Here is a 16575-nt window from a genome sequence, read left to right as displayed (position 1 = left end):
CGGATGGACCCGTACGTTCTCAAGACATTGAACGAAGAGCGCCGTGCCCGGCGCGCGGCGGTGCTGGTCACCGATCTCGGCGACGGCCGCGACCGCATCGTGCGCGAGGGCGATCCGGTCGCCGGCGATCTTGGCGCGGCCATCGCCAAGGCGTTCCGCACCGGCAATTCGGGCTCGGTCGAGGCGGAAGGGCGAACTTTCTTCCTCAATGCGCATCTGCCGCGGCCGCGCCTGGTGGTGATCGGCGCCGTCCATATCAGCCAGGCGCTGGCGCCGATGGCGAAGATCGCCGGCTATCCCGTCGAGATCATCGATCCGCGCACGGCCTTCGCCACGCCGGAGCGCTTTCCCGATGTCGCGCTGCATGCCGAATGGCCTGAGGATGTGCTGAAGCGCCAGCCGCTGGACAGCTACACCGCGCTCGCTGCCGTCACCCACGATCCCAAGATCGACGATTTCGCGCTGAAGGCGGCGCTCGAGGCCGGGTGCTTCTATGTCGGTGCGCTCGGCAGCCGTAAAACCCACGCCAAGCGCGTGGAGCGCCTGCTGGCGCTTGGCGCCGGCGCCGACCAGATCGCGCGCATCCACGCGCCGATCGGCCTCGACATCGGCGCGGCGAGCCCGGCCGAGATCGCCGTTGCGGTGCTGGCGCAGGCGATCCACGCCTTCCGCTCGCGCGGCCTGGAAGCAAAGGGCGCGGTGGCGTGAAATTTGGTCCCGTTCCGATCGATCAGGCCGAGGGCGCGGTGCTGGCGCACGCCACCGAAGCCGGCGCACGGCGCTTTCGCAAGGCACACAGGCTGAATGCGGATGACCTGTCGGCGCTGAAGGCGGTCGGCATTTCCGAGGTCGTCGCGGCCGTGCTGGCGCCGGATGATCTCAGCGAGGATGCGGCGGCGCAAAGGATCGCCGCCGGTATGAGCCATCGCAACGTCGAGGCCAAGCCCGCCGCGACCGGCCGTGTCAACCTCCACGCCGAAGCGCCCGGTGTCTTTACTGTCGACCGCGCGATGATAGACGCCATCAACGCGGTCGATCCGACCATCACCATCGCCACGCTGGCGCAGCATGCGCCGGTGGAAAAAGGCCAGATGGTGGCGACCGTGAAGATCATTCCCTTCGCCGTCGCCGCCAGCCTGGTGGAGCGAGTGGCAAGGATCTGCGCCGGCGGCGAGATTTTTGCCGTCAATGCCTACCGGCCGATGCGGGTCGGCGTCATCCAGACGATGCTGCCTGGCGTCAAGCCGAGCGTGCTCGACAAGACGCTGCGCGTCACCAAGGCCAGGCTGGCGCGTTCCGGCGGCCGGCTCACCGCCGAGCGTCGCACGCCGCACCAGATCGCCCCCGTCGCCGAAGCTGCGGCCTCACTCGTCCGAGACAACGACATGGTGGTGATCTTCGGCGCCTCGGCAATGAGCGATTTCGCCGACGTTGTGCCGGCAGCGATCGAACACGCAGGGGGTAGCGTGGTCCGTGCGGGCATGCCGGTCGATCCCGGCAATCTTCTGGTGCTGGGTACGCTTGCCGGCAAGCGCGTCATCGGCGCGCCCGGCTGCGCGCGCAGCCCGAAGGAGAACGGTTTCGACTGGGTGCTCGACCGGCTGATCGCCGGCCTGGACGTGACGGCAAGTGACATCGCCGGCATGGGCGTCGGCGGGCTCTTGATGGAAATCCCGACCCGGCCGCAGCCGCGCGAGCCGCTACCTGCAAAAGCCGAGCCGAAGGTCGAGATCGTGCTGCTTGCCGCCGGCCGCTCCAGCCGCATGGGCGGGCCGAACAAGCTTCTGGCGCTGTTCGACGGCAAGCCGCTGGTGCGCCGCGCCGCCGAGCGCGCCCTGGGTTCCAGGGCGGCGAAGACAATTGTCGTGACCGGACATCAGAGGGAGCGGGTGCGCGTGGCGCTTTCCGGTCTCGACATACTTCTGGCCGACAATCCCGATTTCGCCGACGGCCTGTCCTCGTCATTGAAAGCGGGGATAGCCCAGGTTTCGGACGATGCCGCCGGCGCCTTGATCGTTCTTGGCGACATGCCAGGCGTGTCCTCCGCCGATCTCGACCGGCTGATCGATGCCTTCCGCAAATCCGGTGGCCACTCGGTGGTGCGCGCCGCCCACGATGGAAGGCGTGGCAACCCGGTGCTCCTGCCGCGCTCGCTGTTCCCGGCCATCGCGCATTTGGAAGGTGACACCGGCGCACGCCATCTGGTCGAGGCTGAGGGGCTCGACGTCATCGATATCGAGATCGGAACGGCGGCGTCGATCGATGTCGACACCCGCGAAGCGCTGGAAGGTGCCGGCGGGGTTCTGCAGGATTGACAAACCGAAGCCGAATTTCGCATGGCTGCGGAATGGCTTTCCGTTTTCGATTTTTCTCGGCTCTTCTAACCGCGACCGCCTTTTCGCTGTCTGGCGCATACAGCCAGGCGCTGTCGCTAAAACCCTTCAAGGACGATCTGTTCGCCTATCCGGCGACGCTTTCGTCCGGCGACGACGGCGCCTACACGGTCATCGACTATCGCGAGATGCGTGACATCAACCAGCGTGACGAGGTGCCGGAAAAGCGCGTGCATGCCGAATATACCGACACCGGCGTGCGCAAGGTGCAGCAGGATTTGATGCTGAAGACGGACGCCGGCGATGTCAGGCATGTCGCCGTCGGCAAGACCGAGGGCGCCAGCATCATCGTGCTTTACCTGCACGGGCAGGGCGGCAGCCGCAAGCAGGGCGTCGACGACTTCACCTTCGGCGGCAATTTCAACCGCATCAAGAACCTGATGGCCGGCAATGGCGGCCTCTATCTGTCGCCGGATTTCCCCGATTTCGGCGACAAAGGGGCGGCCCAGGTCGCGGCACTGATCGACCACTATGCCGAAAAGTCGCCGGCTGCGAAGATCTTCGTCGCTTGCGGCTCGATGGGCGGCTCGCTGTGCTGGAAGCTTGCCGCGCGCAACGACACCGGCCGGCGCATAGGCGGGCTGCTGCTGCTCGGTTCGCTGTGGGACGAGAGCTTTCTCGCCAGTCCCGCCTTCCGGCGCCACGTGCCTGTCTTCTTCGGCCAGGGCAGCAAGGACCCGGTATTTCCCGTGGAAAAGCAGGAAGCCTTCTTCCGCTCCATCATCGCCAAATCGAAGGCCTATCCGTATCCGACCCGCTTCGTCCGCTTCGAGACCGGCACCCACGGCACACCGATCCGCATGACCGACTGGCGCGGCACGCTCAACTGGATGCTCTCCAAGGCACCGTAACCTGTTGCCGGGAGCGCCTCAGGGCGCGGTGTTGTAGTCAACGACCGTCTGCGGATTTTCCTCGCCGTCATAGGATGCATCGACATCGTACTGGACGAGGGAAAAGTCGCCATTGCGGAACAGGTAGGTTCCCGACGACGAGGCGTCGCCGACACCGCGCCACTTGTTGAAGGTGGTAATGGTCTTGGCGGCCTCGTCATAGGCGGAGTTGACCGCCCAGCCGGTCGCCTGGAAGCCGACGACGTGCATGCTCTCCACCTTGCCGTCGCTGTCGTTGTTGGCGTAGCGGATGTCCATCTCGGGTTCGGCGAACTGCAACTGCCTGACGCCGGAGACGTCGTCGTAGATGTAGTAGATCGAGCTCTCGTTGTAGGCGGCAGCCGAGCAGGCAAAATGGAAAAGCCGGGTTTCCCGCTCGGGGTCGCCCTCGGCCGCGTTCTTGTCCTTGTATTTGATCGAGAACAGCTCGGGCTCCTGCTCGAATAGCTCCTTGTCGCACTGCCCGGCATAGGCGGCGGCGAATGCCTTCCTGGCCTGTTCCAGCGCTTCATCCTTTTTCGGCGGCGGCGGTCCGTCGCCGCAGCTCGCCGGCACGGCCTCCTCGAAATCGGCGGTCGACGGCTTCAGCGCGCCCTTGTCGATGAAGATCGGCTGGAACGGCGGCTCCTGGATCTGGGCGTTGACCTGGCGCAGCGTGTAGCAGCCGGCAAAGACATTGGCCTCGCCCTTCTTGTCGGTCGCCTGGATGGCGACCGGGACGTTGTAATAGATGCTGCCCGCCGCCCCTTCGTCGGATACCGCGCCGGTTTTGACCTCGACGGTATCGGTGCCGTCATAGCCTTTGACGAACGCGTCGAAATCCTTCGCCGGCTTGGTATCGCCGTAATAGCCCCAGGCGCGGGCGAATTCATGCCGGTTGATGGCGCTGTAGAGCGAGCGGATGACCGAGGCGGCGTCCGAGCGGTCGTCGACATAGGGCGGATCGGCTGCGAGCGCCTGCTGGCTCGCTACGGCGATCGAGAAAAAAGCGGTCGCTGCAAGAAACGCGCATCTCATCGGGATCCTCCACTCCAGATGGAAACAGCTAGCATGGCGATTGCGGCGGCGCGGTGACGCTTGAAGAATCGCCTGTGGAAGCGCTAGCTCTCGCCGCTCGATTGGAGAAGCAACATGACGATTTCGATGTACGAGGCCTCGGTGCCGGTGTTTTCGGCCAGGCTGAAGTCACTATCCAAGGTGCTGTCGCTGGCCGAACAGAACGCGGCCGATCGCAAGATCGACCCGCAGGTTTTTCTGACCGCGCGGCTGGCGCCAGACATGTTCGCGCTGACCAGGCAGGTTCAGATCGCCACCGATCACGCCAAGGGAGCGCCGTCGCGGCTCGCCGGCCGCGAAGTGCCGAAATATGAGGACAATGAAGCGAGTTTCGCCGACCTGCAGGCACGCATCGCCAAGACGGTCGACCATCTGGCGACCTTCTCTGCCGCCGACCTGAATGGCTCGGAAGAGCGGACGATCGAACTCAGGCTCGGCGGGCGGGAAGTCTCGATGCCGGGCCTGCAATACCTGCTCTACGCCGCGATGCCCAACTTCTATTTCCACGTGACCACGGCCTACGATATCCTGCGGCACAATGGCGTGCCGCTTGGCAAGGCGGTCTTCCTGGGACGTTGAATGCTCTGAGGTTTCCCGGTGCCACCGGGAAACCTCGTGCTGGACAGGCTCAGCGCCCGGACATTTCGCGCGCGATGCGCGGGAAGTCTGCCGGCTTGATGCCGATGTCGGCGCGGTCAGCATTGCTCATCAAATGCAGCAGCGCCAAGGCTGCGCGGTAGCGCTGATGTTCCTGCGGCCGCGGCCGCACGAACATTTCGGTGAAGAACCCCATGATCCATGGCCCCTTGTTGGTCCTCCCGATTCGAAAATATAGGACGATTGTTAAAATTGTGCAGTGCAGCAATTGCATGGCAGCCATGTTCGAACGATTTTTTTGGCCACAATCGATTTTTTTTGAAACTTTTAGGGTCTGTCGAACGTAGGCGTGGTGCTGGCACATGGCCGGCTTTTTCCTCGCCACTCCTGGCGACCTTGCCGGGCTGTATGAAAATGCAGTCCGGCTTTTTATTCGCTAAGGGGAGTCGCGCGGCAGGCGACGCCTAAACTCGTTAACATCGATGGCATTCATTTTTAACGAGCAGGCTCTATTGTGCGACGCATCTCATGCGCTGCTTGACGAGATGGGGAGGCTGACATCGGCACCGGAGCCAAGCGGGATTTCGCGTCTCTGCTCGACGATCTCTTCGTTGCCTCCGACAAGGTCGAGGCGGGCGAGGAAGCGGCTGCGCGGCCGACCATTCCGTTCGACTACCTCTCGGTGGCCGATGAGCTGCATTCCGGCCGCATCAAGGTTTCCGGTGAGACGTTCGCGGCCGAATACCGGGAGGCAGGCGCCGACCTCGCCGCCGAATTCGCCGCTCTGCTCGACCAGGCGAAGCTGGCGCTGGCCAGCGAGCAGGCAAGGCCGGAGGAGAAGCTGCCGCCGATCGACCCCGAGGCGATCGCCGCCGAACTCGGCCTCGATCATCCCGTCAAGAGCGCCGATCTCGGCCGCATGCGCCGCAGCTTCGCCTTCGCCAACCACCCGGACCGCGTCGCCCCGCATCTGCGCCAGCGTGCCATGATCCGCATGCAGGTGGCCAACATGCTGATCGACGAGGCCAAGCGGCGCGCGGTCGCCGGAGCTAGGCGCTAGCCCCGTACAAGTTCACGCAAAAGTCGTCCGGACCGGGCTTGGAGAACACCCGCCCTTTGCTTTATGCTCGGGCTTCCTCCCCGCGCCTCGCGCAAAAGTTCCCCGCCGGAGAAATTTCCATGCACAAACGCCGTCTCGGTCGGACCGATCTTCTTGTGTCGCAGATCTGCCTGGGCTCAATGACCTGGGGCCAGCAGAACACCGAGGCCGAGGGCCACGCGCAGATGGACCTGGCCTTTGAACGCGGCGTCAATTTCATCGATACCGCCGAGCTGTACCCGATACCGCCCAAGGCGGAGACGCAAGGGCGGACCGAGAAGATCATCGGCAGCTGGATGAAGGCCAACGGCAATCGCGACAAGGTGATCATCGCCTCGAAAGTGGTCGGCCGCACCGGCAACACCTGGTTTCGCGGCGACCGGCCGTCCAAGCTGGTGCGCGCCGATATTTTCGACGCGGTCGAGAAGTCGCTGACTAAGCTCGGCACCGACTATATCGATCTCTACCAGATCCATTGGCCGGAGCGGGACATCCCCTGGGGCTCCAACCCGACGCGCATCGGCGCCGTGCCGCGCCGCGCCGATACCGAGGGCGCTCCATCAGACGAGACGCCGATCGCCGAAACGCTTGGCGTCTTCGACGAATTGGTCAAGGCCGGGAAGATCCGCCATCTTGGCCTATCGAACGAAAGCTCCTGGGGCGTGATGCGCTTCCTCTTCGAGGCCGACAAGGGCGCCGGCCCGCACCCCGTCTCGCTGCAGAACGCCTACAATCTGGTCAATCGCACCTTCGAGGTGAACCTGGCCGAGGTCTGCGAGCGCGAGCGGATCGCTTTCCTGCCCTATTCGCCGCTGGCGCAGGGCTATCTGACCGGCAAATACGATCACGGCGCGCGTCCGCAAGGCTCGCGTTCGCAGCTCTTCAATCGCGGCCAGCGCTACGAGACGCCGAATGCGGCGCAAGTGCTGCTCGAATACAATGAGCTGGCGCGCTCCTTCGGCATGGAGCCGGCGCTGTTTGCCAATGCCTATGTCTCCAGCCGGTCCTTCGTCACATCCAACATTATCGGCGCCACGTCGATCCCGCAGCTCGAGATGGCGCTGTCCTCGGTCGATGTGACCTGGACCGATGAGATGCAGAAGGCGGTCGATGCCATTCACCAGCGCGTCGGCAATCCGTGCCCGTGACTGGTGAGAAACGTAAAATTATCTAATGATAACAAAGGGGAGGGGGCGGCAATGAACTTTCCGATCGAGGCCGTCAGAGGAAAATTCCCGGCACTGTCGCTGACCGACACGGGCCGCCGCCGCATTTATCTCGACAACCCGGCCGGCACGCAGGTGCCACAAGCGGTGGCCGATGCCGTATCGCGCTGCCTGCTCACCACCAATGCCAATCTCGGCGGCTTTTTCGAAACGACGATAGCGGCGCAAAAGGTGGTCGACGACGCGCATGCGGCGATGGCCGATTTCCTGGGCGCCGCGAGCGTCGAGGGAATCATCATCGGCGCCAACATGACGACGCTGACATACCATATGTCGCGCACGCTCGGCCGCGCGATGAAGCCGGGCGACGAGATCATCGTCACCCGCATGGACCATGAGGGCAATGTCTCGCCCTGGCTGCAGCTTGCCGAGGATCTCGGCCTCGTCGTGCGCTTCCTGCCTTTCGACGAGAAAAGCTGGCAGGTCGAGGAAGCGGCGTTGAGCGCGCTGCTTTCGGAAAGGACGCGGCTCGTCGCACTCAACTACGCCTCGAACCTCACCGGCTCGATCAACCGGGTGAAGGCGCTGACTGCGATCGCCAAACAGGCCGGCGCGCTGGTCTATGTCGATGCCGTCCAATTCGCGCCGCACGGCCTGATCGAAGTGCAGGCACTCGGCTGCGATTTCCTGGCTGCTCGGCCTACAAATTCTTCGGCCCGCACATGGGCATCCTGTGGGGCCGCCGCGACGTCATCGATGCGCTGAAACCCTACAAATGCCGCTGCTCGTCAAACGGCCTGCCGGAGCGCTTCGAGCTCGGCACGCCGCAGATCGAACTGATGGCAGGTCTGACCGCGGCGGTCGACTATTTCGCCGATCTTGGCGCGGCGGCCGGCGAGCACGGGTCGCGGCGGCAACGCATCGCCAGGGCATTCGCGGTGTCGATCGCCTATGAGAACGCGTTGGCGCAAAAACTGATCGATGGCCTGTCGGATATTGCCGGCCTGACGATCCACGGCATCACCGTACCGGCACGGATTGGCGAACGCGTGCCAACAGTGTCTTTCACCGTCGAGGGCATCGCGCCGGAGACGATCGTGCGGCAGATGAATGCGGAAAACATCTTCCTCTGGTCGGGCCACAACTATGCCTGGGAGATCGTCCATCAGCTCGGCATTCCGGCCGGCGAGGGCGTCGTGCGCATCGGCATCGCCCACTACAATACGGCTATCGAGATCGATGCGACGCTGGAAAGCGTGCACAGGGTCATCGCCATGCTCAGGCAGCAGCGAGCCTGAGCCGGGTTATCGCTCTTTGCCGCCGAAGCCGGTGAGAAAGGCGGTGAGGTTGTCGCCCAGCGCATCGCAAAGGTAACCGCCTTCCTGGACGATCACCGTCGGCAGGCCGAGTCCGGCGATGGCTTCGCCAATGCGCGAGAAGCCGGCCGTCGTGACCGACAGGCCGCCAAACGGGTCGCCTTCGAAGGCGTCGAGCCCGAGCGCCACGACCAGTGCATCGGGCGCAAAGGCGCGGATGCGCCGGAAGGCGGTCGCGAGCGCTTCGAGGAAGGCCGCGTCACCGGATTTGCGCGCCAGCGGCAGGTTGAGATTGTAGCCGAGGCCAGGCCCCGCGCCGCGCTCGTCGGCATGACCCCAGAAGAACGGATAGAAGCGCACCGGATCGGCATGCAGCGAAACGGTGAGCACGTCGGCCCGGGCATAGAAGATGCCTTGCGTGCCATTGCCGTGATGCAGGTCGACGTCGAGGATCGCCACCCGCGCCGCGTTCCTTCGCAGCACCTGCGCCGCGACCGCCGAATTGTTGATGAAGCAGAATCCGCCGGCGACATCGGCGAAGGCGTGGTGGCCCGGCGGACGGCAGAGCGCATAGGCCGAGGACGCGCCCGCCATCACCGCCTCGGCGGCCTCCACCGCGCTCCAGGCGCTCCACAACGCGCTGTTCCAGGTTTCGCCCGAGATCGGACAGGCGGTGTCCGCCATATGGTAGCCGGCCTGGCCGACGGCAGATGCCGGATAGGAGCCGTCCCGAGCGATCGGATGGATGTTTGGGATGACCTCCGCCGAGGCGCCCTCGATGCGCTGCCAGCGCGCGAAGATATGCTCGAGGAAGTCGAGATATTCCGGCGTATGCACCGCCGCGACCGGACCCAGCCCGTGATCTTTCGGCCGTTCGATCGTCGAGCCGGCCGCTTTCGCGCCGGCTAACAATCTTTCGATGCGCTCCGGCTTCTCCGGATTGGGTTGAGGCGCGCCGCTGGAGAGGAAGGCTTTTGGATCGTGACGTTTCTGTTCCTCGGCGTAGAAGGTTTTCATTGTTCTCCCTCCGGCGCATCGGCGAAAGCAAAAAAGGCGTCGCCAACGATCTTCTGCGTCTGCTCGTAGCTCGACCAGGCAATGCCCAGCCGCTCGTAAAAGTCCTTGGCGGTCTCATTGTCGGTGTCGACGGACAGCCGGAGATAGACGCCGCCAGCCTTGCGGCATTCGGCGGCCACGCGCCGCAGCAGCCGCTCGCCGATCCGGCGGCCGCGAAAGCGGCCCTCGACATAGAGATCCTGCACATAGACCCCGGGACGCCCCATCCAGGTCGAGAAGATCGGAAAATGCAGGCACAGTCCCGCGAACTCGCCGTCCACCTCGGCGATCAGGGTAGAGAAGGCCGGCTTCTCGCCAAAGCCATAGCGGCGCAGATCCTCGGCCGTCGAGGTGATCTCCTGATGCGCGCCGATATGTGATCCAAGCCGCAGCAGGGCGGCGTGGATGGTTTCGACATCGTCGATGGTGCCGGGACGTATGAGGATGTTTGATAGCTTGCTCATGACAAGCAGGGCGCCAAGGCACCCCCCTCTGTCCTGCCGGACATCTCCCCCGCAAGGGGGGAGATTGGTAATTTCAGCGTTGCTGCCCATCTTGCAGCGTTGGCGACTGGCGAAATCCGAGGCGACATCCGATCTCCCCCCTTGCGGGGGAGATGGCCGGCAGGCCAGAGGGGGGTGGGAAGGATCGCTACCATCTCAGGTTACAGCATCTCAAAACGCGACCCGGTCGCCACCCTTCAGAGCCAGCATCTCACGCGCCTCGGCTGGCGTCGCGACGTCCAGCGACAGGCCGTCCAGAACGCTGCGGATGCGGCGGACCTGGTCGGCGTTCGATTTGGCCAGCTGCCTTCCGTCATAGAGGCTGTCCTCCAGCCCGACGCGGACATTGCCACCCATGGCGGCGGCGATCGAGATCAGCGGCATCTGATGGCGACCGGCTGCGAGAACCGAGAACTGGTAGCTGTCGCCAAACAGCTTGTCGGCGATGCGCTTCATATGGATGAGATTGTCGGGATCGGCGCCGATGCCGCCCAAAATGCCGAGCACGAACTGGAGGAACAGCGGCCCCGACACCAGGCCGCGGTCGCGCAGATGCGCCAGCGAATAGAGATGGCCGACATCGTAGCATTCGAACTCGAAGCGGGTACCGCAGTCCTTGCCGAGTTTTTCGAGCACGGCCTCCATGTCGGCAAAGGTGTTCTTGAAGATGGTGTCGCGGGTCGCTTCGAGCAGCTTCGGCTCCCACTCGTGCTGCCACTCCCGCGGCTTGTCGAGCATCGGGAACAGCGCGAAATTCATCGAACCCATGTTGAGCGAGCACATTTCCGGCTCCGCCCTGAGCGGTGCCGCCAGCCGCTGGTCGAGCGTCATCAGCGACGAGCCGCCGGTGGTGATGTTGATCACCGCGTCGGTCGCCTGCTTGATGCGCGGCAGGAACTGCATGAACACGTCCGGGTCGGCGGTAGGCCGGCCGTCCTTAGGATCGCGGGCGTGGAGATGCAGGATCGAGGCGCCGGCTTCTGCGGCAGCGATGGCGTCCGTAGCGATCTGGTCCGGTGTGACCGGCAGATAGGGCGACATGGACGGCGTGTGCACCGAGCCGGTGACGGCGCAGGTGATGATGACTTTCCTCGGTGCCATCTTTTTCTACCTCTCAGCCTTCGACCGGCAGGTCAAGCTCGGCGGCCAGCACTTCCAGCGAGTCGCCGATGATGGCGATGATTTCGCCGACCTGCTCCCTGGTAACGATCATCGGCGGCGCCACCATGAAGTTGTCGCCGTCGACGCCGCCCTTGACCCTTCGGCCATAGATGATCAGGCCGCGTTCATAGGCGAGGTCGAGCAGGCGCTGCGTCGCCTTCTTGCCCGGCGCGATCGGCGTCAGCGTCTTCGGATCGGCGACCATCTCCGCCCCGAGCAGCAAGCCCTTGCCGCGCACGTCGGCGATGAACGGAAAACGCTTCGCCAGCCCCTTCAATTCCTCGATCAGCACATCGCCCATTCTTGCCGCGTTGGTGATGAGGTCGAGCCGGTCCATTTCGCCAAGCACGGCGAGGCCGGCAGCACAGGCGAGCGGATTGCCGGCATAGGTGTGGCCATGCTGGAAGCCGCCGGAGGCAAGCAGCGGCTCGACCAGCCGCATCGGTGCCGCCAGCGCGCCAAGCGGCGCATAGCCCGAGCCAAGCCCTTTCGACAGCGCGACCAGATCCGGCTTGCAGCCCCAATGATCGCCGCCGAGGAATTTGCCGGTGCGGCCGGCGCCGCTCATCACCTCGTCGTGGATGAGCAGGATGCCGTAGCGGTCGCAGATTTCGCGGATGCGCGGATAGTAACTGTCGGGCGCGACCAGGGCTGCCGTGGCCGCTCCGCCGACCGGCTCCATGATGAAGGCGAGCACGCTTTCCGGGCCTTCGGCGAGGATCTTTTCCTCCAGCATGTCGGCATAGCGCAGCCCGCGCTGCTCCATCGAAAGATTGTCACGGTCGCGCCAGGCGGCCGGCGCCGGCACCGTCGGCATCACACGCATCATCGGGGTAAACGTTTCGGCCAGCGCGTCGTCACCGGTGACGGACAGCGAGCCGAGCGTGCCGCCATGATAGGACGGAAAACGGGTGATCACTTTCCAGCGCTTGGGCTGGCCTGTCGCCACCGCCCACTGCCGGGCGAGCTTGATGCAGGATTCGGTTGCCTCGGAGCCGCCGGACACGAAGAAGATGCGGTCCATCCCCTCGGGAAGCTTGCCTGCCAGTTCCCGCGCCAGTTCTTCCGCCGGCTCGTTCTCGAAATGCAGCCGGTAGGCGAAGGTGGTCTTGTCCATCTGCCGCTTCATGGCGTCGAGCACATTGCGGTTGGAATGGCCAATATTGGCGACCATCGGCCCGCTCGATCCGTCGATGAAGCGGCGGCCGTCCTTGGTCCAGAAGTAGATGCCCTCGGCGCGGTCGACGAGCGGCCGGCGCGGGCTGGAGAGATAGAACAGATGCGATGGCTGGCGGGCTTCGGCTTGAGGGGCTGGCTGGACTTGCGGTTTCGGCATGTCAGGACTTTCCGAGATAACGGTCGAGAACATTCTTGGTCACGCGTTCGACCATCGCGTCCTGCCTTAGCAGGCCGGCGACCCATTCGCAGCTTCCGGCATGGAACACTTCGCCCTTGCCGCGCGGGAAGTTGACGATCATGCCGTTGCCGCGCTTGACCTTGTCGAGGTTGGCGTCGCTCGCATCGCCGAACAGCGTCTCAGCAGTGAAGCGGCCATCCTCGTCGGTGAGGAACTGATCCTCGATCGGGATATCGGCACTTTCCTCGACTTGGCTCGCCATGCCGACGGCCAGCACCTGTAGTCCGTCCGGCGCGCCGCTCTCCGCGGTCGGGTAGGGCAGGCCACCGCGGATCTCGAAATCGAGCCCGTCGACCTCATAGCCGTAGACATGGCTGTCGGCGCCGAGCAGGTCGCCATAATAGATGCCGGTGCCGGCGAAGGCCCAGTGCTCGGGCCGGTAGACCGGAAAGCCGCGCACGCCGCGCGGCGCGCAACCGCCCCAGCCGGCATAGACGCCTCTGGTGGCGTTGAGGCCGAAGGTGGCGCTGCCCGGCCGGCCAATCTCCGGCGCCTCCCAGGAATTGGTGGCGCGCCTGACGTCGCCGCCGCGATAGGCGGGGTCCTCGGCGCGCGCCCGGTATTTGTAGCAGACCTGCAGGCGGCCTTCGTCCTCCAGCCTAGTCTGCCACATGAAATTGCCGGCAAAGCGCGCCGCATGCCCGCCGCGCTCGACGTAATCGTCGACCGCGTCGCGCATCTCCCAGGTCCAGTATTCGTCATGGCCGACGAAGACGACGCAGTCGTAACCGTCGAGGATTTCCGGCGAGAAATGCAGCTCGTGCTGGCTGGCGAGGTCGACCGCGTAGCCGGCGCGCTCGGCGAAGCGGAAGAAATGGCTGTCGTAGCTCGCCCAGCCGGAGGATGCGTATTTCTTCGAATGGCCGGTGGCGAAAGCCCATTCCATGTGCGGATAGCGCGGCACGGTCTTCGGCGGCACCGCGACCTCGAGCGGCACGCGCGGCGCCTCCTTCGGCAGCACGACGAAACCGCGGCACCAAGGCCGCTGCGTAGAAACCATCGTGGCGTACTGGTCGCGGTTCGGGCCGGTGATGCCCTGATAGTGGTTCGACCCACCCCAGGTGTTGTAGGCAAGCCAGGTGCCGGTCGCCGCCACTTGCAGCAGGCGGCCGGGCTTGCGGTCTGGCAGGGGCGCGACGATGAAGAGGTGACGGCTCTGGATCGGCTTGCTGTCGCGGCCCTCGGCAGTAAGCGTGACGCGATAGGCACCGGACGGCCAGTCATCGCCGATGCGGAACTCGAACGAGACCTCCCAGCCGCAGCCCTCGACCGAACATTGGTCCGGCGTCTCTTGCCAGCGCGCCGCGAGGCCAGCCTTCTCGAAGACCTTCGTTTCGGTAGCGCCGTCGCGAACGATCGTGATGCCGAATTGCCGGACCGTCGCACTGACATGCAACGCCACCGTTTCGCCGGGGCGATAGGAAAAGCGGTCGCTGTAGCACCAGATCTCGCCGCGCTCGCCGTCCATGCCGGGCCATTCGTAATAATGGCCGCGCACCGCCTCGCAGCGCTGCTCGGGCGTCAGCCCGAAGTCGGGGAACTCGGTCGGCAGTCGCGTCAATGAACACCTGAAACCAACAGGCCGCCATTGAGACCAATGGCCGGCCAAGCGTCAATTGGAAAGCATCGGGCCAGCGGCGCCTGCTCTTGGCCATATCCGGCAAACGGACTATGTCATGCCCAGGCAATGGTTCAGCGCCGGGAGTCGACATGCTGCGCGTACAAAAGGTCAAGGTCGACGACATCTACGTGCCAGCCGCGCGCCGGAAGACGCTGCATCCCGAAACGGTGCGGCATCTGGCCGAGGACATCCTGGAAAACGGCATGAAGACGCCGATCCAGGTGCGCCACGACGGCAAGCGCCACATTCTGGTTGAAGGCCTGCACCGACTGGAAGCGGCCAAATGGCTGGGCGAGGCAACGATCGACGCCTATCTCGTGCAAGCGAAGCGCCACTAGCCGAATTCACCTGACCTGCAATTTTTTGGCGGGCCATGTCGGCTTGCGCTCTGTCGCCTCGTCCTTGGAGCACACAAGCGGAGGAGACCAATGCCCAAGACCCTGTTTTTCGCCATGCTCGCTTCGGCCGCGGCCCTGATTGCCGTGCCAAATGCACAATCCGAGGAGACAAAGCCTGCCATGACCAGTGAGACCAAAGCCCTTGTGAAGCCGGAGAAATCCGGACTGCTGCCCATCGACGGCCTGAATTATTACTATGCCATCTACGGCAAGGGTGAGCCGCTGCTCCTGCTGCATGGCGGCCTAGGCACGTCGGATATGTTCGCGCCGATCCTGCCGAAATTCGCAGAGCATCGAACCGTGATCGCCGTGGATATGCAGGGCCATGGCCGTACTGCCCTTGGCGAGCGGCCGTTCAGCATCGACGCGATGGGCGACGACATGGCGGCGATCGTCAAGACGCTAGGCTACGACCGGGTCGACGTCATGGGCTATTCGCTGGGCGGCGGCGTCGCCTTCCGCATGGCAGTCCAGCATCCTGAGGCGGTCCGGCGTCTGGTCCTTGTCTCGACCGGCTACTCCACCGATGGCTTCTATGACGAGATGCGTCCGCAGCAGGCGCAGGTCAGCGCGGCCGCCGCGCCGTTCATGAAGGACACACCGATGTACAAGTCCTACGTTGCGGTGGCCCCGCATCCCGAGGACTTCCCCAAACTGCTCGATACGCTTGGCAACTTCATGCGCCAGAACCGTGACTTCTCTGCCGACGTTCCGAAGCTGAAGATGCCGGTCATGCTCGCCTATGGCGACAGCGACATGTACAAGCCCGAGCATGAGATCAAGTTCTACCAGATGCTCGGCGGCGGGCTGAAGGATGCCGGCTGGATGCGCGAGAACCTGTCGCAGAATCGGCTGGCCATCATTCCCAACCGCACCCACTACGACGTGTTCTTCGCCCCGGAACTGACGGCCGCCGCACTGCCATTCCTCAACGGCGAGACCAAGGTGAAGAGCTGGGACGAGGTCGTCAGCGAAACGGAATAATGGTTGGCAGCCACATGCGACCGTCTCCCAGGAGGCGGTCGCGTGATTTGGAAGCGCCGCTGCCATCATCGCAACCGATGGCATCCCATCAATGCTTTTCAATTGACGCTTCGACCCGCCCGGCTACGGTTCGGCCATTCTTCCCGAGCAAACGGATAGCGGTGATGACAAAATTTCAGGGCGGCTGCCTGTGCGGCGCAGTGCGCTACCATGCCGAAGTCGCGCCGATCAACGAACGTGTCTGCCACTGCCGGCGCTGCCAGAAGGCGATCGGTGCGGCGTTCAACGCGCGCTTGCTGTTCCGCATCGATGACGTGACCGTCGAAGGCGAGGTGGCGACGGTCAACTCGTCGCCGGACCTCAAGCGCGGCTTTTGCGCGGCCTGCGGCACGACGATGTTTTCCAGGCGCGACTCCCGCGGCATCATCGGCGTCACCTCGGGTTCGCTCGACGATCCGTCGCAGTTCAACCCCGACATGCATTTCTGGACGGCCTCGAAGCAGCCCTGGGTTCGGCTGGACGATGGCCTGCCGCAATATGAGGGCGCGCCGCCAGCCTGACTCATTTCGACGCAGTCCTGCACAAAAATTTCATCTTCGATTCACGACATAGCCGGCAAAGCGTCATTGGCGGGCCATCATTGCCTGCCTATCTATCGCCTGCGGGCCGGCATTCGAGGAGGCGACGGATGAGCGAGAGCATCAACACCCTGGACGAGCTTTTGAACGATCCGATGATCCGGCTCGTGATGGAGCGTGACCGCGTGCAGCCGGCGGAGCTCCGCACGCTGCTCGAGAGGGCTCGCGGCCGTTCGGCTGACGATATGCGCGCCGGCCAGCCGATGGTGCCGCCGGCCCACATGGTTGCCAAGAACTGCTTGCGGCAATGGCTGCGGGTCTAAAGCAATTCCAGGAAAAG

At 64.3% G+C, this 16575-nt stretch carries 17 protein-coding genes and 1 pseudogene; 11 read left to right on the top strand and 7 right to left on the bottom strand.

From position 1 onward, the window contains the following. Positions 1 to 3 precede the first annotated feature (3 nt). Genes JG743_RS18900 through JG743_RS18890 form a run of 3 tightly spaced genes read left to right on the top strand, consistent with a single transcriptional unit; the run spans position 4 to position 3244 of the window. On the top strand, positions 4 to 708 hold the full coding sequence (locus JG743_RS18900) for an XdhC family protein (protein ID WP_202292304.1): 705 nt from the start codon (positions 4 to 6) through the stop codon (positions 706 to 708). Further along, entirely contained in the window at positions 705 to 2315 is a 1611-nt protein-coding gene (locus JG743_RS18895; RefSeq protein WP_202292303.1) for an NTP transferase domain-containing protein, read from the top strand. Before JG743_RS18900 ends, JG743_RS18895 begins: the two co-directional genes overlap by 4 nt. Before the next feature lie 32 nt (positions 2316 to 2347). Continuing rightward, on the top strand, positions 2348 to 3244 hold the full coding sequence (locus JG743_RS18890; protein WP_202292302.1) for an alpha/beta hydrolase family protein: 897 nt from the start codon (positions 2348 to 2350) through the stop codon (positions 3242 to 3244). An 18-nt stretch (positions 3245 to 3262) separates the two neighbouring features. Here the strand turns inward: JG743_RS18890 and JG743_RS18885 are convergent, their stop codons facing one another. After that, positions 3263 to 4300: a DUF1176 domain-containing protein gene (locus tag JG743_RS18885; protein WP_202292301.1), complete on the bottom strand. Its 1038-nt coding sequence runs from the start codon at positions 4298 to 4300 to the stop codon at positions 3263 to 3265. 114 nt (positions 4301 to 4414) lie between these two features. Here JG743_RS18885 and JG743_RS18880 point away from each other — a divergent pair, with 114 nt between their 5' ends. After that, positions 4415 to 4918, top strand: coding sequence for a DUF1993 domain-containing protein (locus JG743_RS18880; protein ID WP_202292300.1), 504 nt, complete (start codon positions 4415 to 4417; stop codon positions 4916 to 4918). Between the two features lie 49 nt (positions 4919 to 4967). Here JG743_RS18880 and JG743_RS18875 read toward each other — a convergent pair whose 3' ends face one another. Beyond that, positions 4968 to 5132, bottom strand: a complete 165-nt coding sequence (locus JG743_RS18875) for a hypothetical protein (RefSeq protein WP_202292299.1) — start codon at positions 5130 to 5132, stop codon at positions 4968 to 4970. 396 nt (positions 5133 to 5528) lie between these two features. Here JG743_RS18875 and JG743_RS18870 point away from each other — a divergent pair, with 396 nt between their 5' ends. The 3 genes and pseudogenes from JG743_RS18870 (at position 5529) to JG743_RS18860 (ending at position 8499) form a co-directional block, all read left to right on the top strand. Continuing rightward, positions 5529 to 5996 (top strand): hypothetical protein, encoded by a 468-nt coding sequence (locus JG743_RS18870; RefSeq protein WP_244673203.1) that lies wholly within the window; start codon positions 5529 to 5531, stop codon positions 5994 to 5996. Positions 5997 to 6115: 119 nt separating this feature from the next. Then, positions 6116 to 7183 (top strand): aldo/keto reductase, encoded by a 1068-nt coding sequence (locus JG743_RS18865; RefSeq protein WP_202292298.1) that lies wholly within the window; start codon positions 6116 to 6118, stop codon positions 7181 to 7183. A gap of 51 nt (positions 7184 to 7234) precedes the next feature. Then, a pseudogene (locus JG743_RS18860) lies at positions 7235 to 8499 on the top strand (cysteine desulfurase-like protein). Between the two features lie 6 nt (positions 8500 to 8505). Here JG743_RS18860 and JG743_RS18855 read toward each other — a convergent pair. The 5 genes from JG743_RS18855 to JG743_RS18835 all read right to left on the bottom strand — a co-directional run bounded on the left by JG743_RS18855 (position 8506) and on the right by JG743_RS18835 (position 14215). Beyond that, on the bottom strand, positions 8506 to 9534 hold the full coding sequence (locus JG743_RS18855; RefSeq protein WP_202292297.1) for a histone deacetylase family protein: 1029 nt from the start codon (positions 9532 to 9534) through the stop codon (positions 8506 to 8508). Continuing rightward, the gene (locus tag JG743_RS18850; RefSeq protein ID WP_202292296.1) at positions 9531 to 10037 is read right to left on the bottom strand and encodes a GNAT family N-acetyltransferase; all 507 of its coding nucleotides are present in this window, start codon (positions 10035 to 10037) and stop codon (positions 9531 to 9533) included. Before JG743_RS18850 ends, JG743_RS18855 begins: the two co-directional genes overlap by 4 nt. A gap of 210 nt (positions 10038 to 10247) precedes the next feature. Further along, positions 10248 to 11177, bottom strand: a complete 930-nt coding sequence (locus tag JG743_RS18845) for a 3-keto-5-aminohexanoate cleavage protein (RefSeq protein WP_202292295.1) — start codon at positions 11175 to 11177, stop codon at positions 10248 to 10250. Between the two features lie 13 nt (positions 11178 to 11190). After that, positions 11191 to 12573: an aminotransferase family protein gene (locus JG743_RS18840; protein ID WP_202292294.1), complete on the bottom strand. Its 1383-nt coding sequence runs from the start codon at positions 12571 to 12573 to the stop codon at positions 11191 to 11193. Between the two features lies 1 nt (position 12574). Beyond that, positions 12575 to 14215: a N,N-dimethylformamidase beta subunit family domain-containing protein gene (locus tag JG743_RS18835; RefSeq protein ID WP_202292293.1), complete on the bottom strand. Its 1641-nt coding sequence runs from the start codon at positions 14213 to 14215 to the stop codon at positions 12575 to 12577. A gap of 149 nt (positions 14216 to 14364) precedes the next feature. Here JG743_RS18835 and JG743_RS18830 point away from each other — a divergent pair, with 149 nt between their 5' ends. From JG743_RS18830 to JG743_RS18815, 4 genes are all read left to right on the top strand, one after another. Then, entirely contained in the window at positions 14365 to 14613 is a 249-nt protein-coding gene (locus JG743_RS18830) for a ParB N-terminal domain-containing protein (RefSeq protein ID WP_202292292.1), read from the top strand. Between the two features lie 90 nt (positions 14614 to 14703). Beyond that, positions 14704 to 15657 (top strand): alpha/beta fold hydrolase, encoded by a 954-nt coding sequence (locus tag JG743_RS18825; RefSeq protein WP_202292291.1) that lies wholly within the window; start codon positions 14704 to 14706, stop codon positions 15655 to 15657. 164 nt (positions 15658 to 15821) lie between these two features. After that, complete coding sequence (locus tag JG743_RS18820) at positions 15822 to 16217, top strand: GFA family protein (protein WP_202292290.1); 396 nt, start codon at positions 15822 to 15824, stop codon at positions 16215 to 16217. A gap of 128 nt (positions 16218 to 16345) precedes the next feature. Next, a complete protein-coding gene (locus JG743_RS18815) occupies positions 16346 to 16558 on the top strand; it encodes a hypothetical protein (protein ID WP_202292289.1) in 213 nt (70 codons plus the stop codon). The last annotated feature ends 17 nt before the right edge of the window (positions 16559 to 16575 follow it).

Origin of the sequence: Mesorhizobium sp. 131-2-1 (assembly GCF_016756535.1) — a bacterium.
In the GTDB taxonomy this organism is placed as follows: Bacteria; Pseudomonadota; Alphaproteobacteria; order Rhizobiales; family Rhizobiaceae; genus Mesorhizobium.
The sequence above is the reverse complement of the archived record's forward strand: the minus strand, read 5'-3'. Positions and strand labels throughout refer to the sequence as shown.